Annotated in this window: 18 protein-coding genes; 10 read left to right on the top strand and 8 right to left on the bottom strand. The window is 61.5% G+C overall.

Annotated features, from left to right (window positions below; genetic code table 11):
* Positions 1-39: 39 nt before the first annotated feature.
* Entirely contained in the window at positions 40-327 is a 288-nt protein-coding gene (locus BLO80_RS19750; protein WP_060738678.1) for an Rdx family protein, read from the top strand.
* Here BLO80_RS19750 and BLO80_RS19745 read toward each other — a convergent pair.
* Complete coding sequence (locus tag BLO80_RS19745) at positions 321-1,211, bottom strand: DMT family transporter (protein WP_092331713.1); 891 nt, start codon at positions 1,209-1,211, stop codon at positions 321-323. The two genes, BLO80_RS19750 and BLO80_RS19745, sit on opposite strands and share 7 nt — an antisense overlap.
* A 228-nt stretch (positions 1,212-1,439) precedes the next feature.
* Positions 1,440-2,189 (bottom strand): helix-turn-helix transcriptional regulator, encoded by a 750-nt coding sequence (locus BLO80_RS19740; RefSeq protein ID WP_092204516.1) that lies wholly within the window; start codon positions 2,187-2,189, stop codon positions 1,440-1,442.
* Between the two features lie 135 nt (positions 2,190-2,324).
* On the opposite strand from BLO80_RS19740, the gene BLO80_RS19735 reads away from it, so the two are divergent.
* Positions 2,325-3,140 carry a UDP-2,3-diacylglucosamine diphosphatase gene (locus BLO80_RS19735; RefSeq protein ID WP_092331716.1) on the top strand — a complete coding sequence of 272 codons (816 nt, stop codon included), beginning with the start codon at positions 2,325-2,327 and terminating at the stop codon, positions 3,138-3,140.
* A gap of 59 nt (positions 3,141-3,199) precedes the next feature.
* Here the strand turns inward: BLO80_RS19735 and BLO80_RS19730 are convergent, their stop codons facing one another.
* Both BLO80_RS19730 and BLO80_RS19725 read right to left on the bottom strand, forming a co-directional pair.
* Positions 3,200-3,787 carry an HD domain-containing protein gene (locus tag BLO80_RS19730; RefSeq protein ID WP_092331718.1) on the bottom strand — a complete coding sequence of 196 codons (588 nt, stop codon included), beginning with the start codon at positions 3,785-3,787 and terminating at the stop codon, positions 3,200-3,202.
* Positions 3,788-3,799: 12 nt separating this feature from the next.
* Positions 3,800-4,111: an Mpo1-like protein gene (locus tag BLO80_RS19725; RefSeq protein ID WP_092331721.1), complete on the bottom strand. Its 312-nt coding sequence runs from the start codon at positions 4,109-4,111 to the stop codon at positions 3,800-3,802.
* Between the two features lie 300 nt (positions 4,112-4,411).
* Here BLO80_RS19725 and BLO80_RS19720 point away from each other — a divergent pair, with 300 nt between their 5' ends.
* Positions 4,412-5,473 carry an AraC family transcriptional regulator gene (locus BLO80_RS19720; protein ID WP_092331724.1) on the top strand — a complete coding sequence of 354 codons (1,062 nt, stop codon included), beginning with the start codon at positions 4,412-4,414 and terminating at the stop codon, positions 5,471-5,473.
* On the opposite strand, the gene BLO80_RS19715 is transcribed toward BLO80_RS19720, so the two are convergent.
* Positions 5,430-6,884, bottom strand: coding sequence for a TrkH family potassium uptake protein (locus BLO80_RS19715; protein WP_060738671.1), 1,455 nt, complete (start codon positions 6,882-6,884; stop codon positions 5,430-5,432). The genes BLO80_RS19720 and BLO80_RS19715 overlap by 44 nt on opposite strands.
* A gap of 119 nt (positions 6,885-7,003) precedes the next feature.
* On the opposite strand from BLO80_RS19715, the gene BLO80_RS19710 reads away from it, so the two are divergent.
* The gene (locus tag BLO80_RS19710) at positions 7,004-7,567 is read left to right on the top strand and encodes an NAD(P)H nitroreductase (protein WP_092331727.1); all 564 of its coding nucleotides are present in this window, start codon (positions 7,004-7,006) and stop codon (positions 7,565-7,567) included.
* Positions 7,568-7,745: 178 nt separating this feature from the next.
* Here the strand turns inward: BLO80_RS19710 and BLO80_RS19705 are convergent, their stop codons facing one another.
* From BLO80_RS19705 to phhA, 3 genes are all read right to left on the bottom strand, one after another.
* Complete coding sequence (locus BLO80_RS19705; protein WP_092331729.1) at positions 7,746-8,939, bottom strand: amino acid aminotransferase; 1,194 nt, start codon at positions 8,937-8,939, stop codon at positions 7,746-7,748.
* Entirely contained in the window at positions 8,939-9,295 is a 357-nt protein-coding gene (locus BLO80_RS19700) for a 4a-hydroxytetrahydrobiopterin dehydratase (protein ID WP_003184087.1), read from the bottom strand. Before BLO80_RS19700 ends, BLO80_RS19705 begins: the two co-directional genes overlap by 1 nt.
* Before the next feature lie 99 nt (positions 9,296-9,394).
* Positions 9,395-10,180, bottom strand: coding sequence for a phenylalanine 4-monooxygenase (gene phhA, locus BLO80_RS19695; RefSeq protein WP_060738668.1), 786 nt, complete (start codon positions 10,178-10,180; stop codon positions 9,395-9,397).
* A gap of 319 nt (positions 10,181-10,499) precedes the next feature.
* Between phhA and BLO80_RS19690 the strand changes: the two genes are divergently transcribed.
* The 6 genes from BLO80_RS19690 (at position 10,500) to BLO80_RS19665 (ending at position 16,416) form a co-directional block, all read left to right on the top strand.
* Positions 10,500-12,059 carry a sigma-54-dependent transcriptional regulator gene (locus BLO80_RS19690; RefSeq protein ID WP_092331733.1) on the top strand — a complete coding sequence of 520 codons (1,560 nt, stop codon included), beginning with the start codon at positions 10,500-10,502 and terminating at the stop codon, positions 12,057-12,059.
* Between the two features lie 180 nt (positions 12,060-12,239).
* Complete coding sequence (locus BLO80_RS19685; protein ID WP_092331736.1) at positions 12,240-13,358, top strand: DegT/DnrJ/EryC1/StrS family aminotransferase; 1,119 nt, start codon at positions 12,240-12,242, stop codon at positions 13,356-13,358.
* The gene (locus tag BLO80_RS19680; RefSeq protein WP_092331738.1) at positions 13,355-14,113 is read left to right on the top strand and encodes a WbqC family protein; all 759 of its coding nucleotides are present in this window, start codon (positions 13,355-13,357) and stop codon (positions 14,111-14,113) included. The genes BLO80_RS19685 and BLO80_RS19680 overlap by 4 nt, the downstream gene beginning before the upstream one ends.
* Complete coding sequence (locus tag BLO80_RS19675; RefSeq protein WP_175459522.1) at positions 14,100-15,086, top strand: hypothetical protein; 987 nt, start codon at positions 14,100-14,102, stop codon at positions 15,084-15,086. Before BLO80_RS19680 ends, BLO80_RS19675 begins: the two co-directional genes overlap by 14 nt.
* Positions 15,083-15,640, top strand: coding sequence for a GNAT family N-acetyltransferase (locus BLO80_RS19670; protein WP_092331744.1), 558 nt, complete (start codon positions 15,083-15,085; stop codon positions 15,638-15,640). The genes BLO80_RS19675 and BLO80_RS19670 overlap by 4 nt, the downstream gene beginning before the upstream one ends.
* On the top strand, positions 15,637-16,416 hold the full coding sequence (locus BLO80_RS19665) for a phytanoyl-CoA dioxygenase family protein (RefSeq protein WP_092331842.1): 780 nt from the start codon (positions 15,637-15,639) through the stop codon (positions 16,414-16,416). Before BLO80_RS19670 ends, BLO80_RS19665 begins: the two co-directional genes overlap by 4 nt.

Below are 16,416 nucleotides of genomic sequence, written 5' to 3'. Positions count from 1 at the left end.
TATTATAACGACGTCTTCGAACCCAGGAGTTCACCCGCAATGACCGAGCACAAGCCCGAAGTTGTCATCACCTATTGCACCCAGTGCCAATGGCTGCTGCGCGCCGCCTGGCTGGCCCAGGAACTGCTCAGCACCTTCGGCGACGACCTGGGCAAAGTGTCCCTGGTGCCGGGCACCGGCGGTGTGTTCCACATCAGTTGCGACGGTGCGCAAATCTGGGAGCGCAAGGCCGATGGCGGTTTTCCCGAGGCCAAGGTCCTCAAGCAGCGGGTTCGCGACCGGATCGACCCGGAGCGGGACCTGGGCCACAACGACCGGGTTCAGTGAGACGCGGCTTGGGCACCGACACCCGGTTTCTTCGAGCCGCCCAACTGGCTCGAGATCACGATGGCCGCGATGATCACCACGCCGCCCAGCAGCATGCGCAGCGTCGGGCGTTCGTCGAACAGCCACCAGGCCATGGCGATGCCGTAGACCGGTTCCATGGCGAAGACCACCGCCGCCGTGCGGGCCTTGATCACCGCCAGGCTGGCGACGAACAGGCTGTGGGCCAGGCCGGTGCAGAACACGCCGAGCAAGCCGATCCACAACCAGTCGAGGGGGCGAACGTCACTCAGTTGTGGCGTGGCCATCGGCAACAGGCACAACCCGACCACTACGTTCTGGCACAGCGCGGCCTGCACGGGCGGTACATGCGCGGAGCCGGCACGGTTGGTCAATGACAACAGGGCAAACAACAGCCCCGAAGACACGGCCCACAGCAGGCCGGTGGTGGCACCGCTGGCCAGGTCGAAGTTCGGCGTGACCAACACCAGGCCGACGCTCACCAGCACCACCAGCCAGATTTCATTGGCGCGAATCCGCTCGCGGAAGATCAGCCCCTCGAGCAATACCGTGAAGGCCGGGAAACTGGCGAACCCCAACGTGGCGATCGCCACGCCGGCCACCTTCACGGCGATGAAAAAACTTACCCAATGCCCGGCCAGCAACAGGCCGCCCAGCAGCAATCGCCGGCCATCCTGTGCCCGCAGTTTCCGCCAGCGACTGCTGCTGGCGAACCGGGCGAACGCCGCCAGGGCCAGCACGGCGAAGACAGCGCGCCCGAACACGATGACCGCAGGCGAAGCCGCGGCGAGTTTGCCAAAGACACCGGTCAGGCCAAACATGAGTGCACCAATGTGCAGGGCGCCGAGGGCGGTACGGGGTGTCATTTCAATCCTTTCAACAGACAGTGGGGCAACTGGCGAGTGTCTTCTGTGGGAGCGAGCTTGCTCGCGAAAGCGGTGGTTCAGGCAATGCAGATATTGACTGACAGATAGCAATCGTCGGATTGCCGTCCGGAGCAAGCTCCCACAGGACCGCCGCGTCACGGATGTCAGTATTTAAGCGTGGGTGAGGCGGCTGTGTCTGTCGCGATCCTAGCGATTTTTAGCGCGCATCTAGCGCTGACGCCGCAGCTTGCCCGGCGAGGCGCCGAACTCCCGCAGCACCGCCGCGGCGAAAGCACTCTGGGAGTTGTAGCCGACCCGGTGGGCGATCTCGCCGATGGGCAGGTCCGACTCGCGCAACAACGCCACGGCCTGGTGCAAGCGGCGGCTGCGGATGTACTCCATCGGGGTTTGTCCGCACTCGGCGATGAAGCGCGCATGCAGGCGGGCGCTGGAAAGGCCGGCGACCCGTGCCAGGTCCGCCACTTGCAGCGGGTAGGCGGCGTTCTGGTCGATGTGGGCGTTGAGCGCGGCGTAGGGCAGGCGCCGGCCACCGAGGGGGCGCTGGCGAACGCCATTGAGACTTGCCAGTAGCAGCACCGCGCCTTGCTGGGCGATCACCGGGTCGTCCACCGGGCTGCCCGCCAGCCAACTGACCAACTGGCTTTGTCCCGCGTCCAGGGGCAGGCGAGCGGTGTCGTCGAGCAAGCGTCGGCTGGCGTCGGCGTGATCCCCCAGGCATTGCCCGACCCAATCGTCACTGGGCACATCCAGCACCAGGCAGCGACTGCCCTGGGGACTGCCGCAGGCATGATGGGCGCCGGCGGGTACTACCACGAAACTCTGTTGCACCACCTGGCTGCCACGCCCTTCGACTTCGAAATCCAGCGCGCCGGACAAGCCGAACACCAGTTGCGCGTGGTCGTGGCTGTGGACAATCAAGTCGTGGCTGTAGTGGCGTAGCGTGAGGATCGGTCTCATCGCGGTCTCCCGTGTCAGGCCGCCAGCATACACCGAGGGCACACCGCCCCGCGCTGTCATGTAATGGACTTGTGTTTGTCATGGGTCATTAACCGCCGGCGTGCACAGTGGCGAAAACGATCAGAGGGTTGCCCAATGACCAGCGCCGAGCTCGCCAAACCCAGCCGCAAGCAGCGTGTTCGCACCCTGTGGATTTCCGATGTGCACTTGGGCACCCGGGATTGCCAGGCCGAGCACTTGTCGCAGTTTCTCAAGGGCTACCACGCCGACAAGATCTACCTGGTGGGTGACATCATCGATGGTTGGAAACTGCGCGGTGGCATGTATTGGCCCCAGGCCCACACCAACGTCATTCGTCGCTTGCTGACCATGAGCAAGCGCGGCACCGAAGTGATCTACGTTACCGGCAACCATGACGAATTCCTGCGGCGCTATTCGAAGCTGATCCTGGGCAATATCCAGTTGGTGGACGAAGCGGTGCACGTCACCGCCGATGGTCGACACTTGTTGGTGATCCATGGCGACCAGTTCGATGTCATCACCCGTTACCACCGCTGGCTGGCGTTCCTCGGGGATTCGGCCTACGAGTTCACCCTCACGCTGAACCGCTGGCTCAACCATTGGCGGGCCCGTTATGGCTACGGCTACTGGTCGTTGTCGGCGTACCTCAAGCACAAGGTCAAGACTGCCGTCAGCTTCATCAGCGATTTCGAAGAAGCCATCGCCCACGAGTGTGTGAAGCGCGAACTGCATGGCGTGGTCTGTGGGCATATCCACCACGCCGAGATGCGCAGGGTGGGTGAGGTGGAATACCTCAATTGTGGTGATTGGGTCGAATCCTGCACGGCGCTGATCGAGCATTGGGATGGGTCGATCGAGTTGTATCGGTTGGCGGAAGCCCAGGCGCGCGAAGCGTTGCTCAAGGCCGAAAAGGTCGCCGAACCTGCGTGAGTCTTACACCCTTTGTGGCGAGGGGATAAATCCCCTCGCCACAGGGGGCACTGTGTCTGTCAGGCCGGTATGTCAGCCATCGCCGCCTTGTAGATCGATTGCTTCGGCGTGGCAAAGACCCTTTCCAGCATCGGCTCGAAGAAACTCAACGGCAGGGTGTCGTATTCGGCATCGAATGCCGCCGCGTCGTACTTCGCACAGAACTCAATGGTCGCCTGGTATTGCGGATGGCCACTGAATTGCTCGCGCAGGTGCCGGTCCATGCCCAGGTGATGGAAGAAGTAATAGCCCTGGAAAATCCCGTGCTTTTCCACCATCCACAGGTTTTCTGCGCTGATGAAGGGCTTGAGGATCGCCGCAGCGATGTCCGGGTGGTTATACGAACCCAAGGTGTCGCCGATGTCGTGGAGCAGGGCACAGACCACGTATTCCTCGTCCCGCCCGTCACGGTAGGCGCGGGTGGCGGTTTGCAGGGAATGAGTCAGGCGATCCACCGGGAACCCGCCAAAATCGCCGTCCAGCAGTTTCAAGTGGGCCAGGATCCGGGCCGGCAATTGTCGCGCGTAGGCGCTGAAGTCGGCCGCGATGATCGCCCAGTCTTGTTGGGTGCCTTCTTTCATGTGGGTAAAGCGCGCGTGGTTGCTCATCGGCAATCCTTATTAGAACGCGACCTTGCCCAGCAGCATGTCACGGTACATGACGAAATCGCCGAGCAGGCTGTAGAGCGGATGCTGGAAGGTGGCGGGACGGTTCTTTTCGAAGAAGAAGTGCCCGACCCAGGCGAAGCCGTAGCCGGCCACGGGCAGGGCGAGCCACAGCCACCCGTTACCCACGACCAGAGCGAGGGCGAGCACCAGGATGACCAGGGAGGTGCCGATGAAATGCAGTCGCCGGCAGGTGCTGTTGCTGTGTTCGCTGAGGTAATGCGGGTAGAACTCGGCGAAGCTATTGAATCGTTTAGCGTTTTCCACGACGGCTGGCTCTGTGGTTATTGTTCTGATACTTGAAGTCTAGAACCATCAATCGCTACGGCCAGTGACAATCAGCGCCACTCTAGTGTCCGGTCTTACCAATAACGCCCCTTTTGGACGGCTTCTGTTGCCGTCATGCTGTGTTGCCACTCCTCGCCATAGCGGGCTATGACTCGTCGTGGCGCCTTGCCTGACAACAACAGCCGCTCGTACAAAAAGGGGCGTTATTGATAAGACCGGACACTGCTATCCTTCGCAAATCCAGCCGTACCCCGCGGCTCGTCATGCAAGTAAAACGTCATGAGCGAACGAACCACTTCTTCAAGCTGGGCGATGGGGATTGTCAAGGCGTTGGAAATGGACGGCCTCAATTGTCGGGTGCTGTTCAAGCAACTGGGGCTGGACTTCGATGCGCTGGAAGATCCAGACGCGCGTTTCCCCCAGGACTCGATGACCCGGCTCTGGCAACGGGCCGTGGAGTTGTCGGGTAACCCGGCCATCGGCTTGAACATGGGCAAGCTGGTACGCCCGGCCTCGTTCCATGTGGTTGGCTACGCCTTGATGTCCAGTCGCACCCTGGTGGAGGGTTTCCAACGGCTGGTGCGTTACCAGCGGATCATTGCCGAAAGCGCCGATTTGAGTTTTCGCCAGCTGGAAGATGGCTACGGGCTGATCCTGACGGTGCATGGCGACCATCTGCCCCCGACCCGTCAAAGTGCCGAAGCGTCCCTGGCATGTGCGCTGGCCCTGTGCAGTTGGTTGACCGGGCGCACTCTGCACCCGGTGAAGGTGTTGCTCCAGGGCGCGGAACCGTTGGACCTGGCGCCTTATCACCGAGCCTTCCGCGCGCCGTTGGTGTTTGGCGCGTCTTATGACGCGCTGATCTTTGAGCGGGCCGACATGGAGGCGCCGCTGCCGACGGCCAACGAAGCGATGGCACAGCTTCACGACCGGTTTGCCGGGGAGTACCTCGCGCGTTTTTCGGAAAGCCGCGTGACCCACAAGGCGCGACAAGTATTGTGTCGGCTGTTGCCCCAGGGAGAACCCAAGCGAGACGTGGTGGCGCAGACCTTGCACCTGTCGCAGCGCACCTTGCAGCGGCGCTTGCAGGAAGAGGGCACCAGTTTCCAGAGCCTGCTTGAAGACACCCGTCGTGAACTGGCCGAGCAGTACCTGGCGCAGCCAGGCATGACGCTGCTGGAAATCGCCTATCTGCTGGGGTTCGCCGACCCGAGCAATTTTTTCCGGGCCTTTCGCCGCTGGTTCGACACCACGCCCGGCGAATACCGGGCGCGATTGACGAGTGAGCCTGAACCGGTCAGTGGCGCCAGAACGCCGGGATACACAGCACGAACACCGTGATGATCTCCAGCCGGCCCAGCAGCATGCCCCCGGACAGAATCCACTTGGCCGCGTCCGGCAGCGGTGCGAAGTTGCCGGCTGGCCCGATGGTTTCCCCCAGCCCCGGGCCGACGCCAGACACGGTACTGGCTGCGCCGGTCAGGGCCGTCATCCACTCCACGCCCAGCAGCGACAGCAGCAGGGCGATCACGCAGATGGTGATGGCGAAGAAGAACGAGAACGTGAGGATCGAGCGGACGATTTCTTCGTCGAGGCGATGACCGTTGTACTTCTGCTTGATCACCGCACGGGGGTGGATCAGTTGGTTGAGGTTGGCCCGAAGCAGGATGTAGGCGACCTGAAAGCGGAAAATCTTGATCCCGCCAGCCGTCGAGCCCGAACAGCCGCCGACGAACCCCAGGTAGAAGAACAGCATCAATGAGAAATTGCCCCACAGGCTGTAGTCGCCCAGGGCGAAGCCGGTGGTAGTGACGATGGACGTCACGTTCAGCGCCACGTGCCGCAGCGCGTCCAGCCAATGCAGGTCGGTGGTCGCCCAATACCAGGTGCCGAGCACCAGCCAAGTCACCAGTAGCACACCGATGAGCCCCTGGACCTGCTGGTCCTTGATCAGCGCCCGGCGATTACCGCGCAGTGTCGAGACATACAGGGCAAACGGCAGGCTGCCGAGGATCATGATGACGATGGCGACCCAGTGCACCGCCGGCTGGGTCCATTTGGCCAGGGACAGGTCCGAGGTGGAGAAACCGCCGGTGGAGATCGCCGACATCGAATGGTTGATGGCATCGAACAGGCTCATCCCAGCCCACCAGAGCGCCAGGGTGCCGAGGATGGTGATGCCCACGTAGGACGCCACGATCAGCCGCGCCACCATGTGGGACCGGGGCATGACTTTTTCCGAGCGGTCCGACGACTCGGTCTGGAACAGCCGCATGCCACCGATGCGCAGCAGCGGCAGGATCGCCACCGCCATGCCGATGAAGCCGATACCGCCGAGCCAGTGCAGCAGCGAGCGCCACATCAGGATGCCCGGGGACATGGTGTCCAGGCCGCTCAGGACGGTGGCGCCGGTGGCGGTGATGCCCGACATGCTCTCGAAGAACGAATCCGTATAGCTGATGTGCTGGGTCAGCAGGAAGGGCAGGGCGGCGAAGATACACACCACCAGCCAGCTGCTGACGGTCAGCAGGTACATGTCCCGCGGACGCAGGTGGATGTGTTCCGGGCGCCCGGGAAGCACCAGCGCCAGGCCGGCGACGAAGGTAATCATGCTCGACCAGAGGAACGACGGCAGGTCGCGGGTGCGCTCGAAGACCAACAGGGTGGCCATGGGCACGACCATGAAGATCGCCAGGGTGATCAGGAAGATGCCGATGATGAAACCAATGATCCGCAGGGTCGGCAACGCCATGAAGTCCGCTCAGGCTGTAAAGGGAAGGGCGCCATTCTACCCGCGACAAGCGGCATGTAAACCGGCAGCCGGCCGCGCTTCCCGCTAGAATAGCCAAACATTTTTTCAGGAGGTGGCCGATGCAGGCTCTCGACGCTTTGCTCAATCGTGTTTCTGTCCCGCGCCTGGTGGAACCGGCACCCACGCTGGAACAGCGCGAGGTCATGTTCGCCGCGGCCATGCGGGCGCCGGATCATGGCCAGTTGCGGCCTTGGCGCTTTCTGACGGTCGAGGGGCAGGCGCGGTATCGCATGGGCGAACTGCTGGCCGAAGCGGCGAAGTTCAATGACCCGCTCGTCCCCGAAGCCGTCGTGGAAAAAGCCCTCAACGGCCCATTGCGCGCGCCGCTGGTCGTGGTGGTGATTGCCCGTCTGCAGGACCATTTCAAAATCCCGAAATCCGAGCAACTGCTGGCGGCCGGCTGCGCGGCCCATGGCATCTTGCTGGCTGCGTATGCCCAAGGGGTGGGTGGGGTGTGGCGTACTGGTGAGCTGGCGTATTCGCCGCATGTGGCCAGGGGGCTTGGCCTTGAAGAGGGGGAAGAGGTGATCGGTTTCCTCTACCTGGGCACACCGCAGAAAGAAGCGCGCACCGCGCCGCAGGAGGATATCGGGCAGTTTGTCCGGGAGTGGACGGGCCAGTAACGTCTCAAGGGCGGCGGATGACGTTGGATGTGGTTGATCCACTGTGGCGAGGGAGCTTGCTCCCGCTGGGCGGCGAAGCCGCCCCAAATGCCTGGTTAGAGGCCGCCTGACACTCCGAGGTGTCAGGTTTCAGGGCTGCTGCGCAGCCCAGCGGGAGCAAGCTCCCTCGCCACAGGTGTTATCTGCACGCATCCGCAATCGCCTCGGCCAGCAGGTCCAGGCGCGTGGCGTCGATGCCGGCCACGTTGGCCCGGCCGGTGCCGACCATGTAGACACTGTGGCGCTCGCGCAGGTGCTTGACCTGTTCCGGCGTCAGGCCAGTGTAGGAAAACATCCCGCGTTGCACGCCGATATGGGCGAAGCGCTCGCGCAAGCCATGGGATTCGAGGGCTTCCAGCAAACCGCTGCGCAATTGCGCGATGCGCAGGCGCATGGCCTGGACTTCATCGGCCCACAGGCTTTTGAGTTCCGGGTCGCCGAGGATGGTCGCCACGACGGCCGCGCCATGGTCCGGCGGTGTCGACCAGAGGTTGCGGGCGATGTTTGCCAGTTGGCTGCGGATGTCCACCAGCGTCTCGCCATCCCGGGCGCAGACGATCAACGCACCGGTACGGTCGCGGTACAGGCCGAAGTTCTTCGAACAGGAGCTGGTGACCAGCACTTCCGGCAGGGCCTGGGCAAACAGCCGGACCGCCCAGGCGTCCTGCTCCAAGCCATCGCCGAAGCCCTGGTAGGCGAAGTCGATCAGCGGTAGCAGGTCGCGGCCGCGCACCACCTCCAGCACCTGACGCCATTGATCATGGGACAGGTCGAACCCGGTGGGGTTGTGGCAGCAGGCGTGCAGTAGCACCACATCGCCCTTGGGCGCCTGGTTCAAGGTCGCCAGCATCGCCTCGAAATCCAGGCGATTATCGGCGCCCACGTACGGGTAATGGCTGGCCTTGACCCCGGCCGCGGCGAAAATGGTTTCGTGGATCGGCCAGGTCGGGTTGCTCAGCCATACGCCACGGCCGGGCAGGCACTGGGCGATGAAGTCGGCGCTCAGGCGCAGGGCACCGGTGCCGCCCGGTGTCTGGGTGGCGCCAGCGCGTTTTTCGCTGATCAACGGCGAGTCGGCGCCCAGCACCAGCTCATTGATCAGTTGACCGAACGCGGCATCGCCATGACCGCCGATGTAGGTCTTGGTGGTCTGGCGTTCCACCAGTCGCTGCTCGGCCCGCTTCACCGACTCAAGAATCGGTGTCAGGCCCTGGGCGTCCTTGTAGACACCCACGCCCAAGTCGAACTTGCTCGGGTTGCTGTCCGCCCCGTAGGCCTCCATCAGGCCGAGGATCGGGTCGCCGGGGACCCGGCCGATGGCATCGAAATGCATTACTTGCGGCCCTCGGCGGTCTTGGCCACGTCATCGGTGCGGGCCGCCATGATGAAGTCGTTGCGGTGCAGGCCCTTGATGGAGTGGCTCCACCAGGTCACGGTGACTTTGCCCCATTCGGTGAGCAAACCTGGGTGGTGGCCTTCGGCCTCGGAGATCTCGCCGACGGCGTTGGTGAACGCCAGGGCGTGCTTGAAGTTCTTGAACAGGAAAACCTTTTCCAGCTGCATGACGCCGTCGCGCACTTCGATGTTCCAGTCGGGGATCTGCTTGATCAGCACTGGCAGTTCTTCGTCGCTCACTTGCGGGGCATCGGCGCGGCAGGCTTCGCAATGGGCTTGGTTCAGAGTGTTCATGGTGTGTTCCTGGATCGAATATTTGGAAAATGTCGATGCACCCACGCTAAAGCAAAGCGGCGTCGTGCAACAGACTCAATTGGGATTAAAAGAGGCGGTTCACGCCGCTTTTGGTGGGAATTTCGGGGCATGCAAGCCCAGTTCCCGGCCGCGCTTGACCATGCCCATGATGTCTTCGTGGGCCAGGTCGAACAGACGCTTGAGTTCGGGCAGCACGAAATACACCGGTTGCAGGATGTCGATGCGATACGGCGTGCGCATGGCTTCCAGCGGATCGAAGGCCTGGTGCTCCGGCTCGTCCGACAGGCAGTACACGGTTTCCTTGGGCGAAGACAGAATGCCGCCGCCGTAGATGCGCCGGCCTTGCGGGGTCTGCACCAGGCCGAACTCGATGGTCATCCAATACAGGCGCGCCAGGTAAACCCGTTCTTCCTTGGACGCCTGTAGGCCGAGTTTGCCGTAGGTGTGGGTAAATTCCGCAAACCAAGGGTTGGTCAGCAGCGGGCAATGGCCGAAGATCTCGTGGAAAATGTCCGGCTCCTGCAGGTAATCCAACTCTTCCCGGGTGCGAATAAAGGTCGCCACAGGAAACTGTTTGCTGGCAAGCAATTCGAAGAAGGTCTGGAAGGGAATCAGTGCCGGCACCCGGGCGACTTGCCAGCCCGTGGTCTGGCCCAGCACCTTGTTGATTTCGTCCAGTTGCGGGATACGGTCGTGGGGCAGGCCCAGCTTGTCGATGCCATCCAGGTATTCCTGGCACGCACGGCCCTCGATGACTTTCAGCTGGCGGGTGATCAGCGTGTTCCACACCGCGTGTTCTTCAGCGGTGTAGTGGATAAAACCTTGCGCATCGGGCTCGCGGGCCACGTACTGCGTCTGCTTCATGCTGCTCTCCTGCTGATTTCCCTCAGGGGGATGATGTGTTTGTTGTTATGTCCAGCGATGCAATAGAGATAACGCGAAGCGGCGGCCTGTGCAGCACGCTGAAAAGGGTGGGGTGGGGCAAAAAAAAGCAAATACGTAAAGTTTTCGTTACGAATTGGCTTGAACTACGATGTTCTAGGGATTTCCCGGTGGGAATCGGCCTACAACTGTCACATAATCTTGACGACTATTTGCGCTGCCATGCAGAAACCTTTGTGGCCCTCGCCACAGGGGACTTGAACGGCGCACCTTTCCATCTCATACGCACCCGGGCCTTTCCATGCGCATCAAAGTCCATTGCCAGAACCGCATCGGCATCCTGCGGGACATCCTCAACTTGTTGGTGGAATACGGCATCAACGTCGCCCGAGGGGAGGTCGGTGGCGAGCATGGCAACGCGATCTACCTGCACTGCCCCAACCTGATCAACATCCAGTTCCAGGCGCTGCGTCCGAAATTCGAGGGCATCGCCGGGGTGTTTGGCGTCAAGCGCGTAGGACTGATGCCCAGCGAGCGTCGGCACATGGAACTCAACGCCTTGCTCGGCGCCTTGGAGTTTCCGGTGCTGTCCATCGATATGGGGGGCTCCATCGTCGCGGCCAACCGGGCGGCGGCGCAGTTGCTCGGGGTGCGTGTCGACGAGGTGCCGGGCATCCCGCTGTCCCGCTACGCCGAGGATTTCGACTTGCCGGAACTGGTACGCGCCAACCAGTCGCGTATCAATGGCCTGCGGGTCAAGGTCAAGGGCGATGTGTTCCTGGCGGACATCGCGCCACTGCAATCGGAACACGACGACAGCGAAGCCATGGCCGGTGCGGTGCTGACGCTGCACCGGGCCGACCGGGTGGGCGAGCGGATCTATAACGTGCGCAAGCAGGAGTTGCGCGGCTTCGACAGTATTTTCCAGAGTTCGAAAGTGATGGCGGCGGTGGTCCGCGAGGCCCGGCGCATGGCCCCGCTGGACGCGCCGCTATTGATAGAAGGCGAAACCGGCACTGGCAAGGAACTGCTGGCGCGCGCTTGTCACCTGGCGAGCCCGCGCGGGCAATCGCCATTGATGGCACTCAATTGCGCCGGGCTGCCCGAGTCCATGGCCGAGACCGAACTGTTCGGCTACGGGCCGGGAGCCTTCGAAGGCGCCCGGGCCGAAGGCAAGCTCGGTCTGCTGGAACTGACTGCGGGGGGAACGCTATTCCTCGACGGGGTCGGGGAGATGAGCCCGCGCCTGCAAGTGAAATTGCTGCGCTTCCTGCAGGACGGTTGCTTCCGCCGTGTCGGCAGCGATGAAGAGGTGTACCTGGACGTCAGGGTGATCTGCGCGACACAGGTGGACTTGTCCGAACTTTGTTCCCGGGGCGAATTCCGTCAGGATTTGTACCACCGCTTGAACGTGCTTTCCTTGCACATCCCACCCCTGCGCGAATGCCTCGATGGCCTGGCGCCGTTGGTGGAACATTTCCTCGACCAGGCCAGCCGCCAGATCGGTTGTGCACTGCCCAAACTGGCCCCGGCGGCGATGGACCGCCTCAGTCACTATCATTGGCCGGGCAACGTCCGACAGCTGGAAAACGTGCTGTTCCAGGCCGTTTCCCTGTGCGACGGCGGGAAGGTTAAGGCTGAGCACATCCGCCTGCCGGACTACGGCGTGCGTCAGCCCCTTGGCGATTTTTCCCTTGAGGGAGGGCTGGACGAGATCGTCGGACGCTTCGAGAAAGCCGTGCTGGAGCGCCTGTACGCCGATCATCCCAGCAGCCGGCAATTGGGCAAGCGGCTGGGGGTTTCCCATACGACCATCGCCAACAAGTTGCGTGAATATGAGGTTGGTAAAGGCGCACCTTAAGGACAACCGATTATCTGGGGTGCCAGGAGTTGGCCGATTTTTTGCTGGGGTACCTCCACATCAAGAGTCAGCTGTCGGTTTCATGGCGTTGCAGCCCGCCGATATAGACCGCGATGCAACGCCGCGTCAGAGGAGCTCCCGAGCCGTGTGCCATTTTTCAGTCACCCGAGTAGTGTACCCATGGCCGATTCCATTACCGTTACCAGCCCGCTGCTACCTCCTCTGGAAGAGTTCACGCCTTACCTGCAGCGAATCTGGGACAGTAAGCGCCTGACCAATGGCGGCCCCTTCCACGAACAACTGGAACAGGAGTTGGCCGAATACCTCGGCGTCCAGCATCTGTCGCTGCTTTCCAACGGTACCCTGGCTTTGGTGACCGCGCTCCAGGCCTTGCGCATTACGGGTGAAGTCATCACGACGCCTTATTCGTTCGTGGCCACCTCTCACTCGCTGCTGTGGAACAACCTCAAGCCAGTGTTCGTGGACATCGACCCAGTGACCAAGAACCTCGACCCACGGCGTATCGCCGAGGCCATTACTCCGGCGACATCGGCGATTCTTCCGGTCCATTGCTATGGCATTCCCTGTGATGTCGAGGGCATCCAGGCCGTCGCCGATACCTACGGACTCAAGGTTATCTATGACGCCGCACATGCCTTCGGGGTCCGGCATAACGGCGCAAGCGTCCTCAACAACGGGGACCTGTCGATCCTCAGCTTCCACGCCACTAAGGTCTTCAATACATTCGAAGGCGGCGCCATCATCTGTCGCGACGAAAAAATCAAGCAGCGTATCGATTACCTGAAGAATTTCGGTTTCGCCGATGAAGTCACGGTCATGGCTCCCGGCATCAACGGGAAGATGAACGAACTGCAGGCGGCGTTCGGCGTGCTGCAGTTACGCTACATCGATGAGGCCCTCAGCCGTCGGCAAAAGGTGTTTGAGTATTATCGGAGCGCCCTGGAGGGCATTCCCGGTATCAGCCTGCTGGAGCAACCGCAGGGGCTGGACTGGAATTTCGCTTATTGTCCGATCCTGGTCGATGGCGAGCGGTTCGGGGTGAGTCGGGATGAGCTGTACGACCGCTATCGCGCAGAAAACATTCTCGTGCGCCGGTATTTCTACCCGCTGATATGCGAGTTTCCAATGTATCGCGGTCTCCCCAGTTCGGACCTCTCTCAATTGAGCAATGCCTACAAGGTGTCCCGCCAGGTACTTTGCCTGCCGATCTATCCGGATCTCGATCCGCAGACCCAGGCGCGAATCATCGAGGTACTGCTCAGGGCCCGGGTGGCATGAGCCAGGCCAATACCTTGAAGAAGTGCGTCCCTGCAGCTGACGAGCAGTACCGGGTTGCGCTCATGCAACCTTATTTCCTGCCATACCTGGGTTATTTCCAGCTGATCGCCGCTGTCGATTGTTTTGTCATCTACGACAATGTGCAGTTCATCAAGAACGGCTGGATCGAACGCAACCGTTATCTGCTGGAGCAGGAACCGAAGTGGTTCCGTGTACCACTGAGCAAGGGCAGTCACACTCAGCAGATCATGGAAAAACGTATTGCCGAGACGTTCGACCCTGGCGATATCCTCAACAAGCTGAGTTTCGCTTATCGCCACGCGCCCCACGCTCCGCACATGCTGGCGTGGCTGGAAGCGCTGCTGGTCGAGCCGGCTTCGAGCATTGCCGAGCTCAACGAACGAATCCTGCGAGCCTGCTGCGCACTGATAGGGTTGCAAACGCCGATCATGCGCTCCAGCGATCTGTCGATTTGCGCGGACAGCAAAGCCCAGGATCGGGTGCTCGAAGTGGTCCAGGCCTGCGCCGGCACTCACTACCTCAATCCCGTCAATGGCGGTCACCTCTACCAGGCCGAGGTATTCCAACAGGTTGGTATTACCCTTGAGTTGCTCAAGGCGACCTTGCCCGACTACCGGCAGGGAGGGCGTGAACAACCCTTCGTGCCCGGCCTGTCGATTCTCGACGTCTTGATGTACAACGACGTGCAGACCGTGGGGGCCTGGGCAAAAGGTGGAGAAATTGTCCGTGCCTGAAGCCATCGGCGGTTATTTCGAACTGGAGCTGCGCAAAGGGCATAATCCTTACCCGCAGGCCGTTGCCTTCAACTCGGCCCGCTCGGCCTTCAAGGCACTGGTAATGGCGCGCAGCCTGCGCCGGGTTCATTTGCCTTTCTACATCTGCGATGTCATGCAGGATGTGCTGCGCGGATCCGGCATCGAGGTGTTGCGCTATGCATTGACCGAACGGCTTGAGCTGCCGGACTTCCCAGCCCTGCAAGCCGATGAGGCACTGCTGTTCGTCGATTACTTTGGACTCAAGGCCGACTACATCGGCCAAGTGCTCGCTGTTCGCTACGGCGAGCAATTGATCGTGGATAATTCCCAGGCGCTGTTTTCCCGGCCGCAGCCTGGGATTGCAACCCTGTATTCACCCCGTAAGTTCGTCGGCGTTGCCGATGGTGGCTGGCTGGTCAATGCGCCCGCTGATCTGCCGCAAGCGCCGACCAGTCGCTCACAGGGGCGTTTTGCCGCGCTGCTGGGGCGTCTTGAAGACCCTTCGCAACATCACTATGCAAGCTTCCAGGCATTGGAACAGGCATTGGAGAGCGATGGCATCAAGGCCATGGCCGCCAGTACCGCGCGCCTGCTCGACAGTATCGATTACCACGAAGTTGCCAGGCGCAGGATAGACAACCTGGCGCATTTGCGCGGGCGCCTGGACCCCCTCAACCGCTTTGCCATCTGGCCCGCGCAGCCCGTTGCCGCATTGTGTTACCCGCTGCTGGTCAAGTCCGCCGAGACGGCGCTCCGGCTACACGCTCAACTGCTGGACCAACACATCTATGTACCCAGCTATTGGCGTGAAGTGCTGAGCAGCCCAACGGCGCCGCCCATGGAAAAGGATTGGGCACAGTGCTTGCTGCCGCTGCCGATCGACCAGCGATACAACGTCGATGACATGAATCGTCTCGCCGACGCCATCCTTCAGAACACGGGGAAATCATGAGCATTCTAGGTCAACGCATCCTGCTCAGGGCGCTGGAGCTCGAGGACTTGCCGCTGCTGCATCAGTGGTCCAACGACGAAACCCTCTGGAGTCTGTTGGGTGGCTGGCATTTCCCCACATCGCGGGAAGCGCAACGGGATTGGCTGCTGGGTCTCAAGAACGACTCGCTCAACCAGCGCTTCGGTATCGAGGTCCCGGGCCATGGCCTGATCGGTACGGCGAACCTGGTCAGTATCGACTGGAAGAACCGCACAGCCGAACACGGCATGATGATCGGTGATCCCTCCCTGCGTGGCCAAGGCCACGGCACCGACGTGATCGCCACGGTGATGCGCTATGCCTTCGACGAACTGGGCCTGAGTCGTCTCTCGACCACCATCATCGAGTACAACGCAGCGTCGTTGGCGACCTATACGCGCAAGACCCCTTGGGTCATTGAGGGCGTGCAGCGCCAGTGGTACTACCGCAAGGGGCAGCGTTGGGATCGCATCATGCTTGGCGTGAGCGCCGAGGAGTATCGCGCATGGCAAGCCGCGCGGGGGGACAGCCTGTGAATCCGATCTTGCAGGAGCTGCAAGCGAACGGCTACGTCTGCCTGCCCTCGCTGATTACCGATCCGTTGCTCGACCAACTGCGTGAAGACCTGGCGTGTGCCATAGACCGTTGCCGTCGGGTACAACTGGAGAACGGCATCACTCAGCGAACCGAGCAGACCGCGCACCATATACTTGCGCCAGATACCCGTTTCGTCGAATTGCTCGATCGATTCGCCGAATGGGGGATTGTCGATGTCCTGCGGCATATGCTGGGCGGTGCTGCGATTCTCAATTCGTTCGGCGGCCTGAACAACCTGAACAGCACTGATGCCTACGTGCGTAACGTGCACCGGGACGTGCGTTCCTGGTCAGCCGAGTCCATGCAGATGGCCCAGGCGCTGGTATTGCTCGACGACTTCACCGTCGACAACGGCGCTACCCTGTTTCTGCCAGGCTCGCACACCGCTCCTGAAAAACCCGACCCTCAGGTATTCGAGGCACAGGCCCGCAAGGCTTTGGGCAGCGCCGGTTCGATCTATTTGTTCGACTCACGTATCTGGCATGCCGCCGGCGTCAATCGTACCGACCAGCCACGACGCTGCCTGACACTGACCTTCACGCGAAGCTATTTCAAACCGCAGTTCGATTATTGCCGAGCTTTGGGCGAAGACTTCTGCCGCTCGCAAACACCGAGCATGCAACAACTGCTGGGGTGGTATGCCCGTACTCCCTCGACCCTCCATGAGTGGTACCAACCTGAAGAGCATCGTTTCTACAGGAAAAGCCAGGAATAA

It is taken from the genome of Pseudomonas sp. NFACC56-3, from assembly GCF_900100025.1.
Taxonomy (GTDB): Bacteria; Pseudomonadota; Gammaproteobacteria; order Pseudomonadales; family Pseudomonadaceae; genus Aquipseudomonas; species Aquipseudomonas fluorescens_AA.
Note: the sequence above shows the minus strand (reverse complement) of the source record. Positions and strands in the feature narration are given on the sequence as shown.

What these genes read in the sequence shown, in the direction of transcription:
- BLO80_RS19735 (WP_092331716.1), top strand. Translation starts at nt 2,325, where the DNA reads ATGACCAGCGCCGAGCTCGCCAAACCCAGCCGCAAGCAGCGTGTTCGC.
- BLO80_RS19750 (WP_060738678.1), top strand. Translation starts at nt 40, where the DNA reads ATGACCGAGCACAAGCCCGAAGTTGTCATCACCTATTGCACCCAGTGC.
- BLO80_RS19745 (WP_092331713.1), bottom strand. Translation starts at nt 1,211, where the DNA reads ATGACACCCCGTACCGCCCTCGGCGCCCTGCACATTGGTGCACTCATG.
- BLO80_RS19680 (WP_092331738.1), top strand. Translation starts at nt 13,355, where the DNA reads ATGAGCCAGGCCAATACCTTGAAGAAGTGCGTCCCTGCAGCTGACGAG.
- BLO80_RS19720 (WP_092331724.1), top strand. Translation starts at nt 4,412, where the DNA reads ATGAGCGAACGAACCACTTCTTCAAGCTGGGCGATGGGGATTGTCAAG.
- BLO80_RS19685 (WP_092331736.1), top strand. Translation starts at nt 12,240, where the DNA reads ATGGCCGATTCCATTACCGTTACCAGCCCGCTGCTACCTCCTCTGGAA.
- BLO80_RS19715 (WP_060738671.1), bottom strand. Translation starts at nt 6,884, where the DNA reads ATGGCGTTGCCGACCCTGCGGATCATTGGTTTCATCATCGGCATCTTC.
- BLO80_RS19730 (WP_092331718.1), bottom strand. Translation starts at nt 3,787, where the DNA reads ATGAGCAACCACGCGCGCTTTACCCACATGAAAGAAGGCACCCAACAA.
- BLO80_RS19710 (WP_092331727.1), top strand. Translation starts at nt 7,004, where the DNA reads ATGCAGGCTCTCGACGCTTTGCTCAATCGTGTTTCTGTCCCGCGCCTG.
- BLO80_RS19705 (WP_092331729.1), bottom strand. Translation starts at nt 8,939, where the DNA reads ATGCATTTCGATGCCATCGGCCGGGTCCCCGGCGACCCGATCCTCGGC.
- BLO80_RS19700 (WP_003184087.1), bottom strand. Translation starts at nt 9,295, where the DNA reads ATGAACACTCTGAACCAAGCCCATTGCGAAGCCTGCCGCGCCGATGCC.
- BLO80_RS19740 (WP_092204516.1), bottom strand. Translation starts at nt 2,189, where the DNA reads ATGAGACCGATCCTCACGCTACGCCACTACAGCCACGACTTGATTGTC.
- phhA (WP_060738668.1), bottom strand. Translation starts at nt 10,180, where the DNA reads ATGAAGCAGACGCAGTACGTGGCCCGCGAGCCCGATGCGCAAGGTTTT.
- BLO80_RS19690 (WP_092331733.1), top strand. Translation starts at nt 10,500, where the DNA reads ATGCGCATCAAAGTCCATTGCCAGAACCGCATCGGCATCCTGCGGGAC.
- BLO80_RS19670 (WP_092331744.1), top strand. Translation starts at nt 15,083, where the DNA reads ATGAGCATTCTAGGTCAACGCATCCTGCTCAGGGCGCTGGAGCTCGAG.